This window comes from Spiroplasma tabanidicola, from assembly GCF_009730595.1.
Taxonomy (GTDB): domain Bacteria; phylum Bacillota_I; class Bacilli_A; order Mycoplasmatales; family Mycoplasmataceae; genus Spiroplasma_A; species Spiroplasma_A tabanidicola.
Genome location: NZ_CP046276.1, coordinates 847,381 through 872,677, shown reverse-complemented (window position 1 = coordinate 872,677; position 25,297 = coordinate 847,381). Strand labels below are relative to the sequence as shown.

Below are 25,297 nucleotides of genomic sequence, written 5' to 3'. Positions count from 1 at the left end.
ATTTATATATGTAAATGCTGTAAAATTATATTGAATTCGAGGTAATTATGTCAAAAGAATTAATAGAAAAAAAATACTTAAAAGAAATTTTAGAAATATTAAAAAAAAATAACTTAGATTTATATGAATTAAATTGGATTTTTGAACATGAATCTAATGTATTGCAAATATTAGTTGAAAATTCTAATTCTAACTCTAAATTTGTGAATTTTGATAATTTAGTTGCTGGAAATGAAGCAATTTCAACATTATTAGATGATGAAATTGATTTGAAAGATCCTTATATTTTGGAAGTTTCTTCTGCTGGTGCTGAAAGACAAGTTAAACAAAAAGAAGTTTTAATAAAAAATATAGATAATTATTTTCATATAAAAAGTAATTTAAGTTTTGAAAATATTAATGAATTTGATGCAACTTTAGAACAATATGATAAAGAAAAGGATGAATTTGTATTTAGTTTTTTTATTAAAGGAAGGCCTAAAAAAGTTAAATTAAGATATGAAGATATAAATTTTATTAGATTTGCTATTAAATTTTAAAAGAAGTTTAATATTTTGATGGGGTGATGAGTATGGATAATCTTAAAGTATTAAAAACAATTATTGACAAGAATGAAAGTTCAAGACAAAAGCGTTTTATGGAAATTATAAAGTTATTAGATAAGTTTGTTTTAGAAAAAGATAATTTATTTTTAGAATGACATAATAAAAAACCTTATTTAATAAGAGGTTCATTTGCTCATGGTTTAGATAGTGATTTAACAACAAATATTGATGTTTGAATTTTGTTAAAAAAAGTTTCTAAACCAGAGGATGATGAACATAATTTGTTTATTTTTAATTGATTTGAAAATGTTATAAGAGAATATTTTTGAAAATATAATGTAAAAACTTATAAAAATAAATCATCAATAGATGTAGAAATAGAGAATAATTTTAATATCTCATTTGTTCCATTTTTATTAGATAGAAAACAAGTAATTTCAAGAATGTATAAAAATGATAATGGGCACTTATCGTTAATAAACGAAACTGATATAAAAGAAGAACCAGAATTTAATAGTAGAATAAAAAAAATAGCAAATAAATCATCAATTAATAATTTGAAGTTATTTATTATTGCTTCTAAAATTATAATCAGCTCAAGAATCGAAAATATTAGTGGAGATATTATAGAAAATTTCATTTTATCAAAGTATGAGGTTATGGAAAAAACGGAAAGATCAGTTTCTGTAAAAATATTTTTAGAAAAAATTGCAAATGGTGAGTTTAATGATTTTGTAAAAGAAAACTACTCAACTAGAAAAATATCTTTATATGCAAATGATGGTTTGACAAGCTTAGAAAACCTAGCAAAAAAAATGTTAAGCTCAATAGAAGAAAATAAAAATAATAAATCATACATTGATGTACTTGTAAATTATTTAAATATGTCTATTCAAAAAAAATAAGCATAAATTTGTTAATTTATGTTTTTTTATGTCGATTTAATAATTAGGTGATTATATGGAATACAAGTTTATAAAACAAAAAAGTTATGCTGATTGTGGTATAGCAATTAGTGCTATGCTTATAAATTATTTACAAAAGAAAAATTTAACTATTGAACAAATTAAATATGATAATGTGATTCCTGAAGGAGAGTTAAGTTTTTTTAATATTGAAACACTTTTAGCTAATTATAAAATAGAGTTTAAAACATATAGTTGTGATATAGATAGTTTTAGAGAGATAAAAATTGTTGATCCAATTGTTGTAAAAGTAAAAAATAAAAAAACGAGCGACCACTTTATAGTTGTCTATAAAAAATATCGCAATGGTTTTTTGATTGCTGATCCAAACGATAATGATTTAAGACATATTAGTGCAGAAGATTTTTATAAAGTTTATGAAGGATATTTAGGTGTTGCTAAAAAAATTAGTAATATTAAATTTAAAAGTAACTCTCTTTTAACGGTTGCTCAACTTTTTGTAGAAAACATTAATTTAATAGCTTGCTATTTTTTATTATCAATATTTTTAAATTGTATAATTATATTATCAAGCGGCTTTTTAAAAGTTTATTCAAATACAATTTTAATTGATGATAGGCAAAACCAAAACATTACCTTTCTGGGTTTTGGTTTATTATTTATTGGACAATTTATACTAAACTACTTTATGACTAAAATAATTTTTTTGATAAATAATAATATTTTAAAAAAATTAATTACAATTTATATAAATAAAATTTTGAAAATGCATATAGAAAAATATCAAACAATAAGTAAAGAAGAATGAATAAAAAAAGTTAGTTATGTTAATAAAGTAGTTGTATTATCATCGCACTTATTTTTATCTTTGCCAACTCAGTTGCTTTTATTTGGATTGTCGCTAATTATGATTAGTATAATTTCTAAAACTATTTTGCTAATTTTAATTACAGAAAATATTATTTCTCTTTTTATATCTTTTATTTTCTTTATTTGAGTTAAAGATAAAAAACTTAAATCATTTAATGATGAGATAAAATTTTCAAGTATCTTTAGAGAAATAATCGATGCTAATTTTGAAATAAAAACTAAAAAATTAGAAAATCATTTTGAAAAAAAATTTCTAGAGTCTTATGAAAATAACTTAAAAAACGATTATCAAATTTTTAGTATAAATAATGTAAGCGGATTTATTTTAAATATTATTTCAAAATTTTTCTCGCTGTTGATATTTTATATTGCTGGTAATTTAATTTTAAAAGAGCAAATAACTTTCTCACAATTATTATTTTATGTTACAACATCAAGTTATATATATAATTTCTCATCAATGTTATTCAACTTTATTATTAATAAAGAAGATAATAAAATCGCTATGCAGCAAATAGTTTTTTTATTTGAGAAAGAAGAAGATAAAGTTAAAGGACTAGAAATAGATAAAATTAAATCTATTGAGTTTAAAAAAATTTATAAGTACAAAAATGAAGCAAAAATTTTATTTGATATCAATCGAAAAATTGATAATAATACTTTTATTTTTGGTAAAAGTGGTTGTGGTAAAACTAGTTTAATGCATCTTATGTCAGCTAGTATAGAAGATTACGAAGGAGAGTTATTTTTTAATGGTATAGAATATAAAAAACTAAATCAAAAAGTTTTAAAAAACAAAATTTTATATATCGGACAATATGATTTTCTATTCACAGGAAGTGTCTGATCAAATATTCAACAATTCCAAAACAAAATTGACTTAAACGTTTTTAAAGAATTTCATTTATTTGAAATATTACAAAATAATAATATTGACATTAACAAAAGAATAATTGATAATGGTGCAAATTTAAGTAAAGGGCAAAGACAAATTATTAATTTTATATCTGCTTTTTTTACTAATAAAGATTTATATTTGATTGATGAGCCCTTAAGTAATGTAGATAGGCAAACTGCATATTATTTATTAGATACTTTTTTAAAACTTAAAAATGATAGTTTGATAATAATGACTGATCACAATCCTGTTTATCAACAATTTTTCGAAACAAGAATGGAGATGTAATGATGAAAAAAATAATTAATTATATTTTTTATTCTTTTATTGTAATCGTTATCTTACTATTTTGTTTGATAATGTTTAAAAAAACTACTATTTATGCAGGTAGTTATATTATTCAAGATAAATTAAATGATGATGATAAGTACGAAAAAAAAGTGTATGTTTTTTTACAAGAAAAATTTGATGTTAATAGCATAAAATCCATTAAAATAGAGTATAAAAATGGTTACAAAAAATATTCTAAGGATTTTTTAAGATTTGAAGAAGGAATATGACAACTTAAAAATATTGATTTAGAAGGATTAGAAGTTTCAAAAAATAAAGTTTTTATAATTGGTCCTAAAATAAATTTATTGAATTATATGATATCTAACATAAAATAAATTGATATAATCTTTATAAATAGGGAATAATATGGACGAAATTAGCTTTATTTATGAAGATGACAATATAGAACTAACAAAATATGAAACTATATTTGAAACATTACTTAAAATTACAAAAATGCATTTAAATATTAATCAAACGCTGCTTTTATCAGTGTTTTTCATATTACCTGAAAAATCAATATTACTAAATAAAACATATCGTAATAAAGAATATGTCGGTGATGTAATTTCTTTCCCTATTGATGATCCGAGTGGAATATATGATCAAATCGGTTTTAAAGAAATAGGAGATATTTTTATAACTTATAACGAAGCACAAAATAAAGCTCTTAAATATAAGCATAAAATTGATGATGAAATGTGTTGGTTATTTGTTCATGGTCTATTGCATGTTTTAGGATATGATCATGAAGTTGATGAAAAGCAAGAAAAAATAATGTTTAATCTAACAGAAAGTATTTTAAAAGAAGTAAATGTTATGTATGACATAGTAGTATAATAAATTTAGGAGGTTACAAATGGCAGATAAGGTAAAGAAAAAAGCCAAAGTTGGTACTAGGGTAAAAAACAAATTTGGTAATGCTGCTAGAGGTATGATTACTGCTTTCAAAGAAGAAAGCACGCTAATTGTATATTTATTTGCCATAATCCTTTGTATTGCTTTGGGGATTTGAGTAAAACTAAGTTATGTTCAATGATCAATAATATTATTAACAATTGGTGTTCTTATTGGATTTGAGTTTGTTAATACTTCAATTGAAAACTTTGTTGACTTGCTTAGTTTTGAATACAATATTCAAGCAAAAAAAATAAAAGATATATGTGCTGCTGCAAGTATTTTAAATGCAATTATATCAGTAGCTATTGGTTTTCTAATTTATTTAGAACCGTTCATATCTAAAATATCAAGTTTGATAAATTAATATAATTACTTTTGTGTGGGGAATTATTATGGATAAAAATGATATATTTAAGGAATTGTTAGAACTAAAAGAAAATGCTTATGTGCCTTATTCAGGCTTTAGAGTTTCTTGTATCATTTATTTAAAAAATAATAAAAAAATAGTTGGAGTAAATGTAGAAAATTCAGCATATAATCCAACAATTTGTGCCGAAAGATGTGCTTTGCCTCAAATGATTTCTCAAGGTTATAAAGCAAATGATGTAGAGGTTTTTTCTCTATATACTGATTCAGAAATATTAGGATCACCATGTGGGACTTGTAGACAAACAATGATAGAATTGTTAAATTCAGATCAAAAAATTTGAATATTTAATAAAAAAGGTTTTGCAGGTGAATATATTCTTGAATCACTTCTCCCATTAAGTTTTTCAAAACAAAACTTAGATTAATAAGTATAAATTATTATATTTATATTAAATATATTAAAGTTTAATAAAAATAATATTATTTTATTAAAGTCGGAGGAAAAATATGAATAAAATAGATTTAAATGATAAGGATCATATTTGAAATTGAATTGGTGCTAAAATGATTCAAAATTTTGGTAATTACTATAATATTAAAACATCAACTCAAGAATTGTATGATTGCTTATATGATGAAGAATTTGAAGATGAATCAATAAATGAAGATTTTGAACCTCAAATCATTAATGCTGGAAAAGCATGAAGTTATATTAAAAATTTTTTAACCACTGTTTATATTAATGAAAAAAATATTGATGAAAAAATTGATAACCTAACTATGTTGGATTTAAGTGAAGTTTACAGAATGTTAGATCCTAAAAAAAAGTATATAAGTCTTTTTCAAGGTGATACTATTGAAAGTATTGATTTTTTAGAATATTTTAAAAAAATGTGTTCAAGGATTTTGGAAAAATTAGATAATGATGTAGTTATTGAAGAATTAGCGTTATGAAATTTAAAATTAGTTGTAGATAAAAAATTAGGAGAATATACTGAATTTTTATCACTTATGGTAATTAATGGGTTATTAATTTTCAAAAATATACCACCAATGTGTTTTGCAAAAAAAGATTGAGAATTTGAAAATATGACAAAAATTTATAATCAATTAATAGCCGAAATTACAAATTTACCTTTTTCTCAATGAACTAGCAATCTAAATTTTAAATATTACTTAAAACTTTGAATGCACAACTCAGAATTCTTGTTAGACAAAAATTTTAGTCAAAAAAGCATTTAATATTAAATAAGACACATTAAATTGTGTTTTTTTATTTTTTTAAGCAAATATTTTATATAATTATATAAGTTAGAGGTGAAAATATGGGAATTTCAGAAAAAACAATTGTTTCAGATGTTTTGTCTGCGATTGGAATGCTTATGATAATAATTACACCTCTTTATTTTGCTGGAATTCAAAAAAGAATTTTGAATTTAAGATTGCATACTAAGGTTGATGGTGAAAAACTTTTTGAAAAGCTAAAATACGATTTAAAATTACCAAGAATAACAGGTATTGATAAAGTTAGATTGTATAGAGATGTGCATTATGCAAAAACAATATTTAAAGGAGCTATGGAATATAACTCAAGAGATTTAGTTTGATATTTTAATGAATTATATGCTAAAAAGTTTATCTTTGAAGTCATTTGGAAAAGGGCAATGTATCATTTTTTCATAATGGTGGTGTGTATTTTGATCATTTGTGGAGGAAGTTATTTAGACTTTTTTAAATGATTATTTGACCAAAAAAATATGGATTCAAATACAGGGTTTGTATCAATTTGAGTATTGTTAATGTGTGCTTTTGTATTATGTGGTATAAATAAATACTATGAATGAGTTAGAGTTAAAAAAGTTGTAAACGATGAAGTTAGACAAATTAATTTATCTAAAAAGGAAAAAGTTTGAAAAGATTTTAAAATAGTATATTTTGGAGCAATAGTACCAATTGCTGTGGGATTTATTTTTATACTTGTAAATATAGCATTTTAAGGAGAGAAAAATAGTGGGAACAACTAGAAGAAGAAGCAAAGGAGGAATTCTCTTTGCGAAAAGAAGAAGAGAAGCACTTCAAGAAGCTTTAATTCATGGACCAGTTGGAAACATGTATACTAAAAGGTTTTTAAAATCTAAACACGTTAACATGGTTTCTGAAGGTGATTTTTTAGCAAGAATTAGATGTTTATGTGCTGCTACATATGCTCTCCCATTTCAATTAATCTTTGTTTTTTATTTTATTTATGCAAGAGTTGCTGTTCAAATTGAAGCAAACAAATCTTTTATAGTACCAAGTGAAGATAACTATTTATTTAGAGATCAAGTTAACTTGTTAAATATTTTTGTAGCTTTACAACTATATCATATTTTATTACTTTCAATTACTATGATAGTTATGTTAAATCAAACTTTGGGAATTGGAACCATTATTTTTACAACGATTTATAATTTCTTATTTATAGCTGAAGCATTGCTCTATGGTAGTTTTTTATTTGTTTTAGATTGAGTAGGTATTTTAAAAAAATTTAAAGATATAAGTTACGTATGAGAAATGGTAAAAACCCAATGGCTTTGAATTGTTGGAATCTATTTACTATTAAGATCATTTAGACCTTTAATAGGTATTTTTAAAGATGTTAATATGTGAAATCGAGAATGAATTAGAATTGATAGATATAGAAAAACAGAAGATAAAGAAAATGCTTTTGTTTTTAAAACTTGAGTAACTCCTGGTGAAATCAAAGCTAGAAGAGAAATGATTGCAGCAGGATGATTTGCAATTATATTAGCAAGTGTTTTTGAAATAACAGATGTATTTTTAAATACTCATTATGAATTAACTAAGTATATTATTTTAATATTTGGATATATTGTATTTTTAGGTGCCTATGTTGTTCCTTATAATAAATATAGTTTGATATTTTTTTGAGTAAATCAAACATTTTTGCTTGGTCTTTTAATTTATGCTTTAACTTTAATTCAAAATAATGCCTGGCAACAATACAATTGATATATGTATTTTTATGGATTGTTATTAATACCTTGGGTATTAAGTTTAAAAGCTTCGATTAGATATACATGAACTATAAAAGATGCACAAGAAATAAAAGCTGTTGTTTTAAATATGTTTGACAACAAAGATGACTTTGAGAAATTTTTAGAAAAAAGAGAAGAAGATAGAAAATTAGAACCTACAAGTGTGTAGGTGGAGAAAAATGTGGAAAAAATAAAATCAGGATTTATATCAATAATTGGAAGACCAAATGTTGGTAAATCAACATTATTAAACTCATTATTAGAAAAAAAAGTTTCAATTATTACTCCAAAAGCACAAACTACAAGAAATAGAATCAATGGGATTTTAAATAAGCCTGATTGTCAATACGTTTTTGTTGATACACCAGGAGTGCATAAAGCAAAAAATGAGTTAGATAGATTTATGAATAAAACTGCAATTCAATCAACTAAAGGGGTTGATGCAATTTTATTTTTAGCACCAAGTAATGAATTTATTGGAGAAAATGATCAATTTATTTTAAACGCTTTAAAAGAACGTGATGTTCCTACCTTTTTAGTAATAACTAAATCAGATTTAGTTAGTAAAGAACAATTACAAGCAAAAATTGAAGAGTGAAATCGTCAAGAGTTTAAATTTGCAAAAACTATTTCAATTAGTGCAACTATGGGAGAAAATTTAATTGATTTACTAGATGAGATAAAAAATGTTTTACCTGAAACTGGTATTAAGTTTTATCCAGATGATCAATATACAGATCAACCAGATCGTTTTATAATTAGAGAAATAATAAGAGAAGAGATTTTGTTACAAACTGAACAAGAAATTCCTCATAGTGTAGCAATATTAATAGATAAATTTGAAGAAAATACTCATATTATTAAAGTTATTGCTTCAATTATTTGTGAAAGAAATAGTCAAAAAGGAATTATTATTGGTAACAAGGGAAGTAAAATAAAACAAATTGGAATAAAATCAAGAGAAAAACTTGAGATATTATTTGCAAATAAATTTTACTTAGAACTATTTGTGAAAGTTAAAGATAAATGAAGAAATTCTGCGTCATTAATTAAACAATTAGGTTATGATACTGATACATATTAGGTGATTTTATGGCAGCTATAAAAATAGAAGGATTTGTTTTGAATAGTTATGATTATGATGATTATGCAAAAGTAATAAAAGTATATTCAAAACAATATGGAGTTCTATCTTTTTTTGCTCCAGGGGTTAATAAAGAAGCTTCTAAAAATAAGTATTCAATACAAACTTTAAGTTATAGTGATTTTGAAATTTTTAAAAGTAGAAGTGATAATAAAATCAGTAAATTAAAAACTGGTAATTTAAAAAAAGAGTATTTTAATATTGCAAAAACTTATGTTAATTATGTTTATGTAAGTGTAACAATAAGTATGATAGAACAATTATCAGTTCCTGGTTTTCAAAACTATAAAATATATAATGCTTTTAAAACTATGCTAGAAAACATTGATAATAACATCAATGTTTTTAATAACTATGTACTATTTTTATTATTTTATATTCAAAATAGTGAGTATAAATTTAATTTAAACTATTGTTCAAGATGCAAAAAAAGAGACTATCCAATTGTAAGGTTTGAATATAGCGATAAAACTTTGGTATGTAAACGATGTTTATGACCAGGAGAAATTATTCAACCACTCTCTTTTGTAAATATTCTTTCAAACTTCAATAAACATACATTTAACTATTTAGTAGATCAAAGATATAATGCAGTTGATATTATAGTTTTACATAATCTTATGTTAGATTATTTAGAGAGTGATTTAGGCATATTTATAAGCGGTTCAAGAATACTAAAAAATAGTGCATCTACTTTCATAAGTGAAGTAAATGCTATACAATATAAATAACACTTATAGTGGGTTGACAAAGTAGTGCTTAAAGCACAAAATTATAATGTTTTTCTAGCATCGACTGAAAAGTTTGTGCTAGAAACTTTTTATATGGGAGATAACAAATGAAAATCGAAATGGAAAAGCTAATTGCACACCTTAAATCTATGGGGTTTGTATTTCAAGGTTCAGAAATTTATGGAGGGCTTGCTAATTCTTGAGATTATGGTCCACTTGGAGCAGAACTTAAAAATAATTTAAAACAAGCGTGATGAGATTTTTTTATTAAAAAAAATCCTTATAATATTGGTCTTGATACTTCTATTATAATGAATTCAAAAGTTTGACAAGCTAGTGGTCATGTAGGTAATTTTAATGATCCATTATTGGATTGTAAAAACTGCAAATCTAGATGAAGAGCTGACAAATTAATCGAAGAAAAATTTTTAGATTTAAATGTTGGGGGTTGAAGTGATACTCAACTTGAAGATTTTATTAAAGAAAAACAAATAAAATGTCCTAAATGTGAGAAATGTGATTTTACAAATATAAGAAAATTTGAATTAATGTTTAAAACTAATCAAGGAGTTGTAGAAGATGCAAGTTCAATAGTTTATTTAAGACCAGAAACTGCACAAGGAATATTTGTTCAATACAAAAATGCGCAAAGAACTCTTCGTAAACAACTACCATTTGGAATTGGACAAATTGGTAAATCATTTAGAAATGAAATAACACCTGGAAATTTTATTTTTAGAACAAGAGAGTTTGAACAAATGGAGTTAGAGTTCTTCTTTTCACCAAATGATTCAAAAGACTGATTTGAATATTGACTTAATCAAGTACAAGAATTTTTAGATAATATAGTAAAAATAAGTAAAGAAAATTATATTTTAAGAGAACATGATAAAGAAGAACTTGCTCATTACTCATCAAGAACAGTTGATATTGAATTTAAATTTCCATTTGGAATTGGTGAATTATGAGGAATTGCAAATAGAGGGAATTTTGATTTGTCTCAGCATCAAAAAGTAAGTGGAGAAGATCTTACTTATTTAGATCCAAATACTAATGAAAAATATTTAGCTCATGTAATCGAACCAAGTGTTGGAGTTGAAAGATTATTATTGGCTATATTTTGTCAAAGTTATAAAGAAGAAAAACTTGATAATGGAGAAAGAATTGTGATGCAACTTCCAGTTAATTTAGCTCCTTATAAAATTGCTATCCTACCTTTACAAAAACAACAAATAGATAAAAGTTTAGAAGTATATGAACATATTAATAAAAATTTAAATATAGCTTGTACTTTTGACGAAAAAGGTAACATAGGAAAAAGATATCGTAGACAAGATGCAATAGGAACTCCATATTGTATAACAATTGATTTTGATACTCAAAATGATAATTGTGTAACGATTAGAAATAGAGATACTATGGAACAAGAAAGAATATCAATACCAGATTTAAATAGCTATTTAAAAAACAAATTATCATAATTTGGAGGTGATAATATGGCTATTAGTAGAAATGAAATTGATAATATATTAAATCAAGTTAATATTGTTGATATTATTGGTAAATATATTGATATACAAAAAAAAGGTAGAAACTATATAGCTGTTTGTCCTTTTCATGATGACTCAGATCCATCCTTAAGTATATCGCAAGATAAAAAAATTTTTAAATGCTTTGTCTGTGGAGTTGGAGGAAATGTTATAACATTTGTTGAAGAATTTAATAATGTAACTTTTTTAAAAGCAATTTCTCTAATTGCAAAAGATGCTAATATTAGTATTGCGGGTTTAAAACTTGTAGATGATAAACCTAAATATTCAAGTGCAGCACAAAAAATATTTGATATAAATAATGATGCTGCAAAGTTTTTTAATGGATTATTAATAACAAAAACAGCAAAATTAGCAAAACAATATTTAGAAAAAAGAAATATTAAACCAAATGAGATTAATAAATTTTTAATTGGTTTTGTTCCAAAAAATATTGAACTATATAATATTTTATTAAAAAAAGGTCATCAAGAAAACGATATTATTGCTTCTGGGTTATTTTATACAAAGGGTGTAAATAATCGGTGTGTATTTGAAAATAGAATTGTTTTTCCGATTACAGATGATGAACAAAATATTATTGGATTTTCAGGAAGAGCATTTATTGATGGTGAAGAACCAAAATATAAAAATAGTTCAGAAAATTTAGTTTTTAAAAAATCACATCTTGCTTACAATTTTGCAAACGCAAGAAAAGATATAAGAATTAATGATGAAGTCATAATTCTTGAAGGATTTATGGATGTTATAAGTTTAGAAAGAATTGATATTCATAACTCAGTTGCAATAATGGGGACGAGTTTTACAGATTATCATGTTAAATTATTTTCTAAGTTCACAAAAAACTTTAAATTGTTTTTGGATGGAGATGATCCTGGAATAAAAGCTGCTTTAAAAGCGGCGAAGTTTCTAATGGATAAAAGAATAAATGTACAAATTATTTATAATAATACATATAAAGATCCTGATGAGTTAGTTGTCGAAGGAAATGCAAATTTAATTAAAGAAATGATTAAAAAAGCACTATCACCAATTGATTTTGTTATTAATTATTATCAAAAAAAATACGATTTACAAAATTCTTGAGAAATTAAAGAATTTATAGATATTGTAACTGATGTAATTAGTCATGAGTCAAGTGAAATTTTAAGAGAATCAAGTATTGAAAGATTATCAAAATTAACAAATATTGACAAAGAAGTAATTAAAAAACAAGTAAAAGAACCTTTAAAAGTAAATGATAATGTAAATGAAGCGGTTGAGTATGTTCAAAATTATGAACCAATAGATTTTGAAAATGCAATACCAGATTTCAATAAATTCATACCAAGGGATAAAGATTTTTATATAGATGATTATTATGAAGAAAAAATACCAAGTGATGTTAAACTTGAAGAATCATATATAAAAAGAACATTAAAACTCGCAAAAAGAACAAAAAACTTAGCAGAAGCAAGCATTGTTTTGAGTTTAATTAAAAGTGATATACATTTAAATATCATTGAAAAAAATATTAACAAATTCGATAGTGCGAGTTGCAAAATTATTGTAAAAAGAATTATCGAAGAATATAGAAGCAATAATTATATTGGTAATGATTATGAAGCTATTGAAAATATTTTTGAAAAAACTAATCAGCATTATTACAATGTTCTAAAAAAAATGAAAAAAGTATTATTTTTGGAACATAGCAAAGTAGTTAGTCAAAAGGCAATAGAAGATATGTTTTATCAAATTGAACTATATAAACAACTTGATGAATTAAGTAAAAAAGCTGAAGAATTAAAAAAAGCAACAGATCAGTTCATAAAAAAAGAATTAGCAGAAAACTTTGAGTTATTATCCAAAAATTATATAAAATTTAGAAACAAAGGTGGTACATATTATGACAATGAATCTTAAAAAGTTTAATACACTAGAAGAATTTAAAGAGTATTTAATTATTTATTTAGAAAAAAATGATAATGAAATTTCACAAGAAGAAATTTATGAAGCAGTAAATAAAAAATTTCCTAATATCGAAGAAGAAGAATTATCACAAATTTTTGAAGAATTAGCAAATAGAAATGTAGTTTTTACAGATGAATTAATTGATGAAGAAGATTTGGAAAAATTATCAGATTTAGATGATGAAGACGATGAAGACGATGATTCTGAAACTGCAGATGAATTAGCTGCTAAGTTTAAAACGATAAAAAAAGATTCAAAAAAAATTAAAGATGGAAGTACTAGTTCTACTCAACTTAAATATAGAGTTGGCGGAATTAGTAATGATACTAAAATTCAAGATATTATTAAATCTTACTTTAATCAAATTGGTTATTCAAAAATTTTAACAAAAGATGAAGAAGTAGAATATGCAAAAATGTTAGAAGATGAAGATCCAGATATTGTAAAAGAAGGTAGAGATAAATTAATAACTTCTAATCTTAAATTGGTTATTTCAGTTGCTAGAAAACATTTAAACCGTGGTTTAGACTTTGCGGATTTAATTGAAGAAGGAAATATTGGATTAATGAAAGCTGTTGATAAATTTGATTATACAAAAGGTTTTAAATTTTCAACTTATGCAACATGATGAATTCGTCAAGCGATTACAAGAGCTATAGCGGATCAAGCAAGAACAATTCGTATCCCGGTTCATATGGTTGAAACAATTAACAAACTTACAAGAATCGAAAGACAATTAACTCAGGAACTAGGAAGAGAACCAACACCAAAAGAAGTTGCTAAAAAGTTTGGAAAAGGATTTACTGCTCAAAAAGTTATTGAAATTAAAAAGTTATCAATAGAACCAGTAAGTTTAGAAAAACCATTTGGGGATGAAGATGATACTCACTTTGGAGATTTTGTTGAAGATAAAGATATCGCTTCACCAGATGAATATGCAGAAAAAGAAGCTTTACGTGAAGTCATAGATGATGTTTTTGCAGAAATTTTACAACCAAGAGAAGAAAAGGTTATTCGTATGCGTTTTGGAATTTTACCAACAAAACTAAGAACATTAGTTAGATTAGCAGAAGAATGTGAAGACGAAACTTTTGAAGATTTAAAAGAAACTATTAATGAATTAGATATTCACTATGATACTACAATTGAAAAAATTCAAGCAAACAAAAAATATAAAACTAAAATGATCCAATTACATTTAGCAAAATATGATTCTCCAAAAACTTTAGAAGAAGTTGGAAAAGAATTAAAAGTAACAAGAGAAAGAATCAGACAAATAGAAGCAAAAACTATTAGAAAATTTAAACCTTCAGCTTCTAATCCAAAAGCCAAAGTTTTAAGGGATTTCTTTAAAGGTTAATATGAGTATTCTTACACCAAGATTAATTGCTATTAGTAAAATGATTTCAGACGGAGAAATTGTTGCTGATATAGGAACAGATCATGGTTATATTGCTATTTATTTAGCAAAAGACAACAAAGCTAAAAAAATTTATGCAACTGATGTTGCCGAAAAGCCATTATCAGTTGCTAAAAATAATATTTTGAGTTTTGGAGTTAGTGATAGAATAGAAACGCTTTTAACGGATGGTATTGGATGAACAAAACAAAAAAATATTAAAATAACCTCATGCATTATTGCAGGAATGGGTTCAAATACAGTTCTAAATATTTTAAAAGAAGATAATGATAATATTGATTGTTATGTAATATCTTCAAACACTAATGCTGAAAATATACGATTATGAGTGAAAGAAAAAAAATATTATATTGAATCAGAAAATATAATCAAGGATAACGATATTATTTATGAGGTTTTTAAAATAAATAAGTTTGCTGGACAAAAAATTAAGTCAAAAAAAGATGTTATATTCGGTCCGATTATTTCTAAAAATAAAAATAATTCATTGTTTATTGAAAAATGAATGATTGAAGAACAAAAACTAGTTTCTTTATTAAATCAAATTCCTAAAAAAGATAAAAATTTTAAAAGATTTATGAAAAGAAAGAAATTAATATCAAAAATGTTAAAAAAGGAGAATTTAAACGATGTCAAAAATTAAGACCAGCGATATGGTTAAGTATTTAAATGATTTATTCCCAACAGAACAAATACCAGAATGAGATAAGGTTGGATTTCAAATTCAAGAAGTGTATGGTTTACCAAGTCAAGATGTTGTAGAAAATGTAGTAGTTTGTTTAGATTTAACAAAAGAAGCATTAAATAAAGCTATAGAAATTAAATCAAATTTTATAATTACAAAGCATCCTTTCATTTTTAATGAATTAGATCAGGAAATGAAGAATCAAGCAAAAAAAGTAATTTATCAACAATTAATTGAAAATGAAATTCAAGTATATTCAATTCACACAAACTATGATACTAGTAAAAATAATAATTTAATGGAATTATTAGCAAGTCAATTTAATATAGAAGAAGCAACTAAGATTGGTTCTATTAAAGAAGGATATAAAGTTAAGTTATTAAGTGAATTGACATTAAAAGAAGTAATTCAAAAAATGCAATTTGTCTTTGGAAAACAAAGCAGTTTACTTTCAAAAAATGCAAATTTAGACTGTTTGATAAAAAAATTCTATATAGCTCCAGGGGCTGGAGCTGATTGTATGATTTCTGAACAACTTGAGAATAATGTATTTGTAACAGGTGAAGCAAAATGAAGCGAATGACTTTATGCAGACCAAAACGAAATCACAATGTTAACATTAGGACATTATATGGAAAATCACTTTATTGATGATATTTCTGGAAAAATAAATAAAACATTTGGAGATGACATAGTTGTAATTCCTTACGACATCAAAAATACATTTAATTACATTTAAAAAAAATCAGATTTCTGATTTTTTTTATTCAATTTCTTCTAAAAATTTTATTACCTCATTTTGAATGATACTACTTGTTGAAGCACCAGCTGTTACTGCAACTGTTTTTATATTTATTAAATCATTTTTATTGATATCTTCTTTTCTATCAATTCTTAAAGATTTAATCCCTTTATTATTACCTAGTTCTACAAGTTTTAATGTATTATTGCTTCTTTTATCTCCAACAACATATAATAAATCAATGTGATTTTCATCTAAGTCTAAAACCGCTTGCTGTCTTAATAGTGTTGCTTCACAAATATCATTTTTTATTATGCAATTTGGATACTTATTTTTGATTTCATTATAAATAAGTTCGGTATCAATTATTGATAATGTAGTTTGATTTGTTGCTAAAATTTTTTTGTTATCTATATTCAATTTTTTTACTTCATAAATATTGGTTACTAAATGAATGTTTTTATCATTAATACTTGTTAATGCAATTGTTTCAGGATGAAAATAGGTACCTATAAAAATAATTTCATAATTTTTATTTAAATATTCTTTTATTAAGTCTTCGGTTTCTAAAACTCATTCACATTTTGTATCTATACAAATTAATCCTAATTCATTTGCTTTTTTAACAACATCCCCATTAGTTCCATGTGCTGAAAAAATAACAACACTTCCTTTTGGAATTTGTTTTATTATATCCATTCTGGATTTTTTTCAATCATCGATGGCAATAATTCCTTGATCTTCAAGTTCTTTTACAATAATTTTGTTATGAACTAATAATCCAATCATATATATTTGTTTATCAGGATATGTTTTTAAAGCATCTCTTGCCATTTTTATTGATTTTACAACGCCTAAACAAAAGCCTCTTGGTGTTACTTTTATTACATTCATAGCTAACCTACCTAGAGATATTTTAACTAAAATTATATAAAATTTTACTTATATTTATAAAAATAATTTAAAATATTATTATTGAAAGGAACAGATATATGAAATTATTTACAAACTTTTTAATTAAACTTAAACCCTATCAAAGATTATATAAAATGTTTTGATTATCTTTTACTTTAGTTTGTTTATATTTATTTCAGTTTTTTATGCTAATTTTTAGTATGATTGTTCCACATATTGAATCAGGTTTTAAATATTATGTTTTTGGATTTTATGCTCTTTTTGGAAAAAGTTTAGTTGAACCTAATGCTGCTCATGGTTTTATTTTTGCAGCAGGAGTTGCTTTAGTGCCGGTTATTATAATAGTTCCAATCTTATATTTTGTTTCAGTTAGATGATTAATTGAAGAGGTTTTAAGTGATAAATTTATAAATGTACCAAAAGATGAGTATTTAAAATGAAGTAAATTTATACATTATTCTATTCTTGCGGGTTCTTTTATATTAATTCCTGGCTTATTTTCTTACATTGGTGGTGGTGGGATATTACCTCATAAAACCTTTTTAGCAATTCTGGGAACATTTGGTGATAATTACTTAAAACATGTTGCTGGAATATTTGCTTTTTTATACTATGGTGTAGGATGTTTTTATTCAGTGGTAGTGTTTGGATGAGGAATTGGAATTGGTTGTGCATATGTATTTAAAAAAATAAATATAGTTATTGAAAAATGAAAAGCATCATATTATGAAAAAAAAGATCAAAAAAGAATTGAAAAACTTGAAAAAAAGAGAAAAAAATAATTTTGTTTGCAAATATTATTAGTAATAATAGATATTTGCAATTTTTGTTTGATATAATTTTATAAAAGGTGGGTGCTAGTTTTGAAAAAAATAATGAGTTTATTGATGACGGTTTTAATGGGTTCAGCATCAACATCGCTTGTCGCATCATGTGAAGGTGGAGCTGGAATGTCTTGGTCTTATTCAGATCAACAAAAAATACTTTCATTAACTACACTAGATACTAAAAAACTAAAAGAAAATAATGTAAAAATGGGTGCAGGAATTGAAGCTAAAAATGCAGATGCTATTATTGCAGCATTAGGTTTTTCAGATATCGTAAAAAATGGAGATAAAGCGGTTACTGGGGCGTTTATGTCAAGTTTAAGAACATATATTATGTCAAACCAACTTGTTACTCAAATCGCTCAAAAAGTTCCGGGCTTTGGATGATTATATTCAAAGTTACAATGACAAGCTTCAAAATGAAATTTAAGAGACTTATTAAATTTAAATAAAGGAAAACAAGCATTAGCAGAAAATGCTGCTGGATGATTAGGAAAAAATGATTGATCTGTTTCTGTGACATTTTTAAATGATGAATTAGTAGGTTGAACTAATCCAAAAAAAGCACCAGCATATGCACGTATAAATATAAATAGAAGTATTAAAGTTAATAGCGATACTTCTGTTGATGTCAAAAATTCAACAGTAGGAGCAGTTTGAAAAGAACCAAAAAATGATAAAATTCCTCTAGCAGTAGATCCTATTTCTTCATCTTCAAATACTCAAACTGAAAAAAGGGGAGTTATTTATCAAGGATTTACAAATAGTTCTACTTTAATTGAATTAGCAAATATTTTTGATGAAACAGATACTAGTTTACCTGCATCAATTCTTGGATATAGTCCTTCTGTAAGTGATTTTGTTAATAATATTTTATTAAATTCTCAATTAATAAATAGAATTTTAAAAGAAAAACAAGAAGAAATAAAAGATAAAGTATCTACAAATTTAAAAAACAATCAAATTATTTTAAGTGAATCTACTGATATTTTTGATATTGAAAATAGAATGAGAAATCAAGTATTTTCAGTCGTATTTATGGAACTTATTAAAAGAAATAACTTAATTGGAGATGCAACACCAATTGAAGACGAAGATAAAATTGAAGCAGCAAGAGTTTGATCAGAATTTTTTGCTCAATTAATTGAAAATACAAAAATGATTATTAATATTGTAAAAGATGATGAGTTAAAACAAAAACTTCAAGATGATTTAACTTATTATAGTGAATTACAAGATAATAATGCACAAAATAATGTTAAAGAAGAAGATATCAGCAACTTGTACGAAAGAATGGATAGAACATTCTTTTCAAGTAGATATTTAAGTCTCGGCGCAGGAGAACAAAAAGATTTTACTTCTAAAGAATTTAACTTAACTATGTATGATTTTTCACTTGATTTAAATAGCGCAAATTCAGAAAGCAATAGTAGTAAATGAGTCTATAACAAAATTAAACTTGAAAATGTTAGAGATTACTTATTCTTTGGTCTTAATTTCAATACTTTATTTAAAATGAATTACTATTACAAAGAATTTATTAAAGAAGACGAAGAAAATGAAGTAGAAATGAGCAAGTATTGATATGATCCAGATGCAGAAAATGTTAAATTAATGCCTAGTTCAACAAATGAGTTTGTTGAATGATACAACAAAACTGAATTCATTAGTGACATTGGATTTAATAATTTATTTATACAACCAAGAATATCAGGATTATTATCAAAATACTTGAAATATAACTCAGCTCATGTTTATTTAACAGCGAAAGCAGAAGATAATGCTTATGGTTCAACTAACGATACAATGATTTTCCTAGATTTATTTGCAGATGAAAATGGAAATGTTCCAAGCAATGTAAATGAATTGATTAGTTTATTAAAAAAATATAATTCTAATATCGACGATGATAAAGATAAATTTAGAATTAGATATTTAATGGATATAATTTCATCATTAGTTGATCAAAAAATATTAACTGCCTTTGATGTACAAAATCAAGCTTTAGCAACTGATTTATTGACTCCAAGAGACGTAATTAGAAAAGGAAATATATGAACATATGATATTTCTTCTGATTTTGCAGGTGAAGAAGGTGTTGATAATTGAGAGTTGATCAAAAAACGATTGAATATCAATGATATTATTACAGAAGCGCAATTATTTAATCAATTAGAAAAGAATGATGATAAACAATTTGCTGCTCATTTAAGTAATTTAAAAAATAACTTTAATGGTTTACCATTCCATGCTGCACCAGTTGATGTACTTGGTTCTGGTGAATCTCAATTAAGAAATGGAATTTATAAAGAAGGAACTAAATCAATTAATAATTATGTATCAAACATAAGTCTTCAATATTCAGCCTCAATATTAAATAACTATGGTGAAGTTTATGAGACCTATAAATCATTAGATAGAAAAACATGATGAAAATTAGAAGGAAATGACATAATGGATGCACAAGTTCCAATGTTATTAAAAATATTCTATGAAAATCAAAATGAAGATGTAATTTCTCAGCTATGAGATCAATTAGTTCGTTTAAACGAAAACAATATTGATTGATACCCTGGAAATGATCAATAAAAAAAGCTCAAAAACTTGAGCTTTTTATTTTATTAAAATTAAACAGAAAAAAAGCGTTTGAGTAGAACGCTTTTTTTTTATTATTTAGTATGTTTTCACATAATATAAATGTTGATTTACTAATAATTAAAAAGATATGAATGAGTAATGAATAAGACTTATACCAACTGAGCACTTATGGAAGTAGATACAAGTCGAGTCGAAAGAAAGGATGTTGTTTAGCGAATATTTAATGAAAGTGATGTATTAAATATTTGCAACCATAAGTGCGCCCTAAAGGACATATTAAATATATCACTTATTTTTTTACAATACAAGTATTTTTTTACAAATTAATGAAAGATTTTTTATAAAAATAAATAAGGTATAATTAATTTAGTTATCAAAATAGGGGATAATATGGAAATAGAATTTGATTTCTTTAAAAAACTTTCTGGGAGAGGTAATTTTTATGATTTTAACAGTCAATTAAATTATTTTGACTATTTTGGTATCACCCCAGATGATATTAAATTAATGATTAATATTATGAGCAAAAATGAAAACCGAATGGCAGATTTTTTTTATGAGTTAGAAAAAGAAATCTATAAAAAAATTCAATTCTATAGTACTCATTTAAGAGATTCACATTTAGGGTTTATTGCAGTTGGAGAAGAAAAATTAAAAGAGTCAGGTAGAGCTTTTGTTTGTTCAATGCTTTATTTATCTGCAAGATTATTAGCACAAGAATATATGTTACTTTCAACAGTTAATAAAACTAAATATAATGTTGATTTAAGAGTTCATAAATTTGGAAATGAAAAGTTTAGTTATAAGATTTATTTGCAAAGTCTTAGAGTTTTTTACGAGTCATTATCAGCATGAAGTTTTGCGATTATGGGACAAGATTTTGAATATTTGATTTATTTTACAAAAATGGATGAATTTGTTGATACAAAAATATATGATTTGAAAGCTTATAAAGATTTATTTATGTTGATTTGGATGCAAAGTTATGTAAAACAAGCAAAAGAATTAAGAGAATATATTTTAGAACTAGAACCAGATAATTTATCATCTATTAAAGTTGCTTATAATGCTTTAAAACCTTTAAATTTTGACTCTATTTTTAAATTAGATGATGACGATTTAGAAATAAAAAGAAAAGAATTTATTTTTGATTATAATATTTGAATTGATGATTCTTTAAAAAGAAGTATTCGTGCGAATCGTGAAGATATTTATTCAAAAGTATCATATAGTGAAAGTTTAAACTTAAATGAATATCTAGAAATTTTAGAAACTCTAATCTTTTCATTTAGGTATTATAACGTTTATGATTATGAAGGTTATGTTACAAATCTATATGGAACAATATTTAAACATTTTCATAACCGTTTAAGTGGTGAATGAGTGGTTAGTTTGATAAAAAATATAACTTATTCTAGACAAAGAGATGAACCTTTTAAAAAAAATGTATTAGAAGATTTTTATCAAGAAGGTATTTATAAAAAACCTTTATTAGCTTTTTTTGATAATAATAAAAAAAGTAATTTAGTCGGATTTCCAGAAATTATTTGAATGAGTTTTCATGCTCATAAAGAATGAATGTTATTTGATGCTTCGATTTTGACAAATTTTAATAAACTTATGAATTCAAGATTGAGAGAAATGTTAAAAGATTCATTGGTTAGTCTGCACAAGCGATTTTCAATAATAAAAAATATTGAACCTGAAAAAATTCCTTTTTTTCAGCAAAAAGCAAATATTAATCGAGGTAGTGTTGATGAGGTTTTTGTTGACGCTATTGCTTATGAAGAAAATATTAAAAAATGTTTTTTCTTTGTTAACCACTTCTTTCCAGAAGCGCCACAAATGTGACATATCTATAAATGTGGTTTAATAACTTATAAAGGTTTAGATAATATTATAAAAAAAGTTATAACACCAAGATTTAATATAATCTTTAAAGATTATAAAAAAATATCAAAACAATTGAAACTGCCAAAAGATTGTCAGTTTTCAATGGTTCTTTTAGTAAATGATATTCTTGAAGTTAATCCAAGAATTGATTTAGATAATGGAATTAAACTATACATTGTTGCTTTTCCGGCAATTGAGCATTTTTTAACTAATTTTATTTACAAAAAATAATATTTCATTTAAAAATTGTATTTATATAAAAAAGTGTTAAATTTATATAAAGGTATAGTAGTAAACATATAAGGAGGAAATATGAAATTACCTTATGTTGCAAGTGATTTAGATGGAACTATAGTTCTAAATTCTAATTTTAAAATATTAAACGAAACTGTTAAAGATATTCTTAATTATCAAGAAAAAAGTGATTCAAAATTTATGTTAATAACTGGAAGAACTTTTGCAACAACCAAAGTTTATGTTTCTCAACTTGATATAACACTTCCTGTTATTGGATGTAATGGCGCAACTATTACAGACCCAATTACAAGAGAAGTACTATTTGAAAGTGTAATTGACTTAAATATAAGTGAAAAACTACTCGATTTTGCAATTGAAAATAATATAGATTTATTGTTTTATTCAGCTGATTATTTAGTTGCTCCAAAAACTGCAGAAAGAGCTTTATATTTTCAAAATTTATATAAAGATTATGAAAAGTCATTACAACCAGATATTGAGTTTGTAGAATCATTAAATGATTTAAAAGAAGTGATTATGAATAAAACTTATAATCCAGTTAAATTTTTATTTTCTTTTCCAGATAATAAAGATGAAAGATTGTTAAATAAAACTTATAAATTATTAAGTTCATTAAATCTATCGCATCCAACAACAAGAATGCAAGGTAGAATTTTAGTTGATGCTATGAACAGTGGTATTAATAAAGCATTTGGATTAAAAATGTTTGCTGAGATAAAAAAACTAAATGTTAAAGATATTCATGTAGTTGGTGATAATAATAATGATCTAGAAATGGTAGAGTTATCAGATAATGGGTGTTGTGTTGGGAATGCAGTTGAACCTCTTAAAAAAGTTGCAAAAAAAGTTTTAGAAAGTATTGATGAAAACGGGGTTGGAAAGTACTTAACAAGTTTACTTTCTAATGGCTAATGAAAAAAATAGCAATATTTGGCGGATCTTTTGATCCAATTCATACAGATCATGTAAATATAATTAAAACTTGCAAATATGATTTAGGCTTTGATGAAGTTTGAGTATTACCTGCATATGTAAACCCCTTTAAGACAGTTTCAACTTCTAGTGTTACACAAAGACTTGAAATGATTGATTTGGCAGTAAAAAATTTAAATTATGTAAAAGTAAAAAAATTTGAAATTAGAAAAACAGTAAGAAGTTATACTTATGATACAATTTTGCACTATGTTACAAACTATCCTAATTTTGATTTTTCATTTATAATGGGTTCAGATCAACTTGATAATTTTGAAAAATGAGATCATTTTAGTGATTTGATAAAAACTGTCAAATTTAAAGTTTTTATAAGAGACCCAGAACATATAAATAATGAAATAATAAAAAAATATAATTTAGAAACTTTTAAATTCGATAATAACTTTTTAAGTTCTACTAAAATTAGAAACTTAATTGATATAGATTTACAAATTAAAGAAGTAAATGACTATATAAATAAATCTTTATTGTATTTATATGAAAGACTTGAAACAAAAATGGAAGAAGATAGATATTTTCATTGTTTAAATACAGGTCAAGCAGCATTGCAATTGGCGCAAATGAATAATTATGATTTACAAAAAGCTTTAATTGCAGGAACTTTACATGATATTACAAAAAGATGAAATGATGAAAAAACAATTGATATAATTAAAAAGTACGATCAATCTTTATTAAAAGAACCAAAACCAGTTTGGCATTCCTTTTCGGGTGCTTTTCATTTAAAATATGAATGATTATTTGATGATGAAGAAATAATCAATGCAATATTTAAACATACTGTTGCTGACAAAGAAATGTCAGTTTTGGATATGATTGTGTTTTGCGCTGATAAAATTTCAATCGAAAGAGATTATCCTGGTATTGAAAAAATAAGAACTTTGGTTTATAGAGATTTAAAACTTGGTTTTATAGAATTGCTAAAAAATCAATATGAAGCATCTGTAAAAAAACACGGAAAAGAAAATATTGGATCAAAACTAATTGATTCATATAAATATTGAGTAAAGGAGGAGGTAAATAGTGAGTAAAGTTTGTGTGTTATTTGCTATGGAACAAGAAGCAGAAGATTTTATCGGACTTTTAGAAGCTGAACAAATTACTTCAGATCCATTTCTAATATATAAAAAAGATAAAGTTTTAATTGCGATCAGCGGAATTGGTATTGTAAATGCAGCTACTTGTTTAACTTACTTAAATTCGGAATATGAAAATATTGATTTATTTATAAACTCAGGATTAGTTGGATGTATTAACTCTGATTTCAAAAGACTTGATAAATTACTTGTAAGTAAAGCTTATTATGGAGCTGCAAATGCTACTGGATTTGGTTATGCATACGGACAAATTCCAAAAATGCCCAGATACTTTACAAGTGATTCGATTGTAAATAAAGAATTTAAAAGTTTTATAGGAAACATCGAATATACAAATATTGCAACAAGTGATATTTTTATAAGTAAAAAAGAACAAGTTGAATTTTTTGTTAATAAAATTGGAGATAAAATTGATGTTGTTGATATGGAATGTAATGGTTTTTTTCAAGCAGCATACAATTTAAATAAACCAATAATTTCATTTAAAATTGTAAGTGACACAATGTCAGAAGAACCAAATGAATTTCAGTTTAGTGAAATTTTGGCAAAAGCTCAAGGTACACTTGCAAATGACCTTATTAAATATGTAAAACATAAAAAATATACAATGTAAAA

At 24.5% G+C, this 25,297-nt stretch carries 24 protein-coding genes; 23 read left to right on the top strand and 1 reads right to left on the bottom strand.

Translation table 4 applies throughout. The features are described from left to right. Positions 1-47 precede the first annotated feature (47 nt). From STABA_RS03890 to STABA_RS03810, 17 genes are all read left to right on the top strand, one after another. Positions 48-539: an LSm family protein gene (locus STABA_RS03890; RefSeq protein ID WP_156006742.1), complete on the top strand. Its 492-nt coding sequence runs from the start codon at positions 48-50 to the stop codon at positions 537-539. Positions 540-571: 32 nt separating this feature from the next. Next, positions 572-1,450, top strand: a complete 879-nt coding sequence (locus tag STABA_RS03885; protein WP_156006740.1) for a hypothetical protein — start codon at positions 572-574, stop codon at positions 1,448-1,450. A 55-nt stretch (positions 1,451-1,505) separates the two neighbouring features. Beyond that, a complete protein-coding gene (locus tag STABA_RS03880; protein WP_156006738.1) occupies positions 1,506-3,527 on the top strand; it encodes a cysteine peptidase family C39 domain-containing protein in 2,022 nt (673 codons plus the stop codon). A gap of 2 nt (positions 3,528-3,529) precedes the next feature. Further along, on the top strand, positions 3,530-3,907 hold the full coding sequence (locus tag STABA_RS03875; protein ID WP_156006736.1) for a hypothetical protein: 378 nt from the start codon (positions 3,530-3,532) through the stop codon (positions 3,905-3,907). A gap of 31 nt (positions 3,908-3,938) precedes the next feature. Next, positions 3,939-4,412: an rRNA maturation RNase YbeY gene (gene ybeY / locus STABA_RS03870; protein WP_156006734.1), complete on the top strand. Its 474-nt coding sequence runs from the start codon at positions 3,939-3,941 to the stop codon at positions 4,410-4,412. A gap of 19 nt (positions 4,413-4,431) precedes the next feature. Further along, on the top strand, positions 4,432-4,836 hold the full coding sequence (locus STABA_RS03865; protein WP_156006731.1) for a diacylglycerol kinase family protein: 405 nt from the start codon (positions 4,432-4,434) through the stop codon (positions 4,834-4,836). A 28-nt stretch (positions 4,837-4,864) separates the two neighbouring features. Further along, on the top strand, positions 4,865-5,266 hold the full coding sequence (gene cdd, locus STABA_RS03860) for a cytidine deaminase (protein ID WP_246157311.1): 402 nt from the start codon (positions 4,865-4,867) through the stop codon (positions 5,264-5,266). A gap of 82 nt (positions 5,267-5,348) precedes the next feature. After that, positions 5,349-6,083, top strand: a complete 735-nt coding sequence (locus STABA_RS03855) for a hypothetical protein (protein ID WP_156006730.1) — start codon at positions 5,349-5,351, stop codon at positions 6,081-6,083. Between the two features lie 83 nt (positions 6,084-6,166). After that, complete coding sequence (locus STABA_RS03850; RefSeq protein WP_156006727.1) at positions 6,167-6,838, top strand: hypothetical protein; 672 nt, start codon at positions 6,167-6,169, stop codon at positions 6,836-6,838. A 13-nt stretch (positions 6,839-6,851) separates the two neighbouring features. Further along, entirely contained in the window at positions 6,852-8,048 is a 1,197-nt protein-coding gene (locus STABA_RS03845; protein ID WP_156006725.1) for a hypothetical protein, read from the top strand. A 12-nt stretch (positions 8,049-8,060) separates the two neighbouring features. Further along, positions 8,061-8,963 carry a GTPase Era gene (gene era / locus STABA_RS03840; RefSeq protein WP_156006723.1) on the top strand — a complete coding sequence of 301 codons (903 nt, stop codon included), beginning with the start codon at positions 8,061-8,063 and terminating at the stop codon, positions 8,961-8,963. Positions 8,964-8,971: 8 nt separating this feature from the next. Continuing rightward, positions 8,972-9,754: a DNA repair protein RecO gene (gene recO / locus STABA_RS03835; protein WP_156006721.1), complete on the top strand. Its 783-nt coding sequence runs from the start codon at positions 8,972-8,974 to the stop codon at positions 9,752-9,754. 107 nt (positions 9,755-9,861) lie between these two features. Next, complete coding sequence (locus tag STABA_RS03830) at positions 9,862-11,235, top strand: glycine--tRNA ligase (protein WP_156006719.1); 1,374 nt, start codon at positions 9,862-9,864, stop codon at positions 11,233-11,235. Positions 11,236-11,250: 15 nt separating this feature from the next. Beyond that, positions 11,251-13,206, top strand: a complete 1,956-nt coding sequence (gene dnaG / locus STABA_RS03825; protein WP_156006717.1) for a DNA primase — start codon at positions 11,251-11,253, stop codon at positions 13,204-13,206. Continuing rightward, entirely contained in the window at positions 13,190-14,614 is a 1,425-nt protein-coding gene (locus STABA_RS03820) for a sigma-70 family RNA polymerase sigma factor (RefSeq protein WP_156006715.1), read from the top strand. The genes dnaG and STABA_RS03820 overlap by 17 nt, the downstream gene beginning before the upstream one ends. Before the next feature lies 1 nt (position 14,615). Next, entirely contained in the window at positions 14,616-15,317 is a 702-nt protein-coding gene (locus STABA_RS03815) for a tRNA (adenine(22)-N(1))-methyltransferase (protein ID WP_156006713.1), read from the top strand. Then, a complete protein-coding gene (locus STABA_RS03810) occupies positions 15,304-16,098 on the top strand; it encodes a Nif3-like dinuclear metal center hexameric protein (protein WP_156006711.1) in 795 nt (264 codons plus the stop codon). The genes STABA_RS03815 and STABA_RS03810 overlap by 14 nt, the downstream gene beginning before the upstream one ends. 24 nt (positions 16,099-16,122) lie before the next feature. Here STABA_RS03810 and ispH read toward each other — a convergent pair whose 3' ends face one another. After that, the gene (gene ispH, locus STABA_RS03805; RefSeq protein WP_156006709.1) at positions 16,123-16,995 is read right to left on the bottom strand and encodes a 4-hydroxy-3-methylbut-2-enyl diphosphate reductase; all 873 of its coding nucleotides are present in this window, start codon (positions 16,993-16,995) and stop codon (positions 16,123-16,125) included. A gap of 98 nt (positions 16,996-17,093) precedes the next feature. Between ispH and STABA_RS03800 the strand changes: the two genes are divergently transcribed. From STABA_RS03800 to STABA_RS03775, 6 genes are all read left to right on the top strand, one after another. Further along, positions 17,094-17,798, top strand: coding sequence for a hypothetical protein (locus STABA_RS03800; RefSeq protein ID WP_156006707.1), 705 nt, complete (start codon positions 17,094-17,096; stop codon positions 17,796-17,798). An 81-nt stretch (positions 17,799-17,879) separates the two neighbouring features. Further along, entirely contained in the window at positions 17,880-20,432 is a 2,553-nt protein-coding gene (locus STABA_RS03795; protein WP_156006705.1) for a hypothetical protein, read from the top strand. 399 nt (positions 20,433-20,831) lie between these two features. Further along, complete coding sequence (locus STABA_RS03790; RefSeq protein WP_156006703.1) at positions 20,832-22,565, top strand: hypothetical protein; 1,734 nt, start codon at positions 20,832-20,834, stop codon at positions 22,563-22,565. An 81-nt stretch (positions 22,566-22,646) separates the two neighbouring features. Beyond that, positions 22,647-23,504, top strand: coding sequence for a Cof-type HAD-IIB family hydrolase (locus tag STABA_RS03785; protein ID WP_156006701.1), 858 nt, complete (start codon positions 22,647-22,649; stop codon positions 23,502-23,504). Further along, positions 23,504-24,616, top strand: a complete 1,113-nt coding sequence (locus tag STABA_RS03780) for a nicotinate-nucleotide adenylyltransferase (protein ID WP_156006699.1) — start codon at positions 23,504-23,506, stop codon at positions 24,614-24,616. The genes STABA_RS03785 and STABA_RS03780 overlap by 1 nt, the downstream gene beginning before the upstream one ends. Next, positions 24,609-25,295 (top strand): 5'-methylthioadenosine/S-adenosylhomocysteine nucleosidase family protein, encoded by a 687-nt coding sequence (locus tag STABA_RS03775; protein WP_156006697.1) that lies wholly within the window; start codon positions 24,609-24,611, stop codon positions 25,293-25,295. The genes STABA_RS03780 and STABA_RS03775 overlap by 8 nt, the downstream gene beginning before the upstream one ends. The last annotated feature ends 2 nt before the right edge of the window (positions 25,296-25,297 follow it).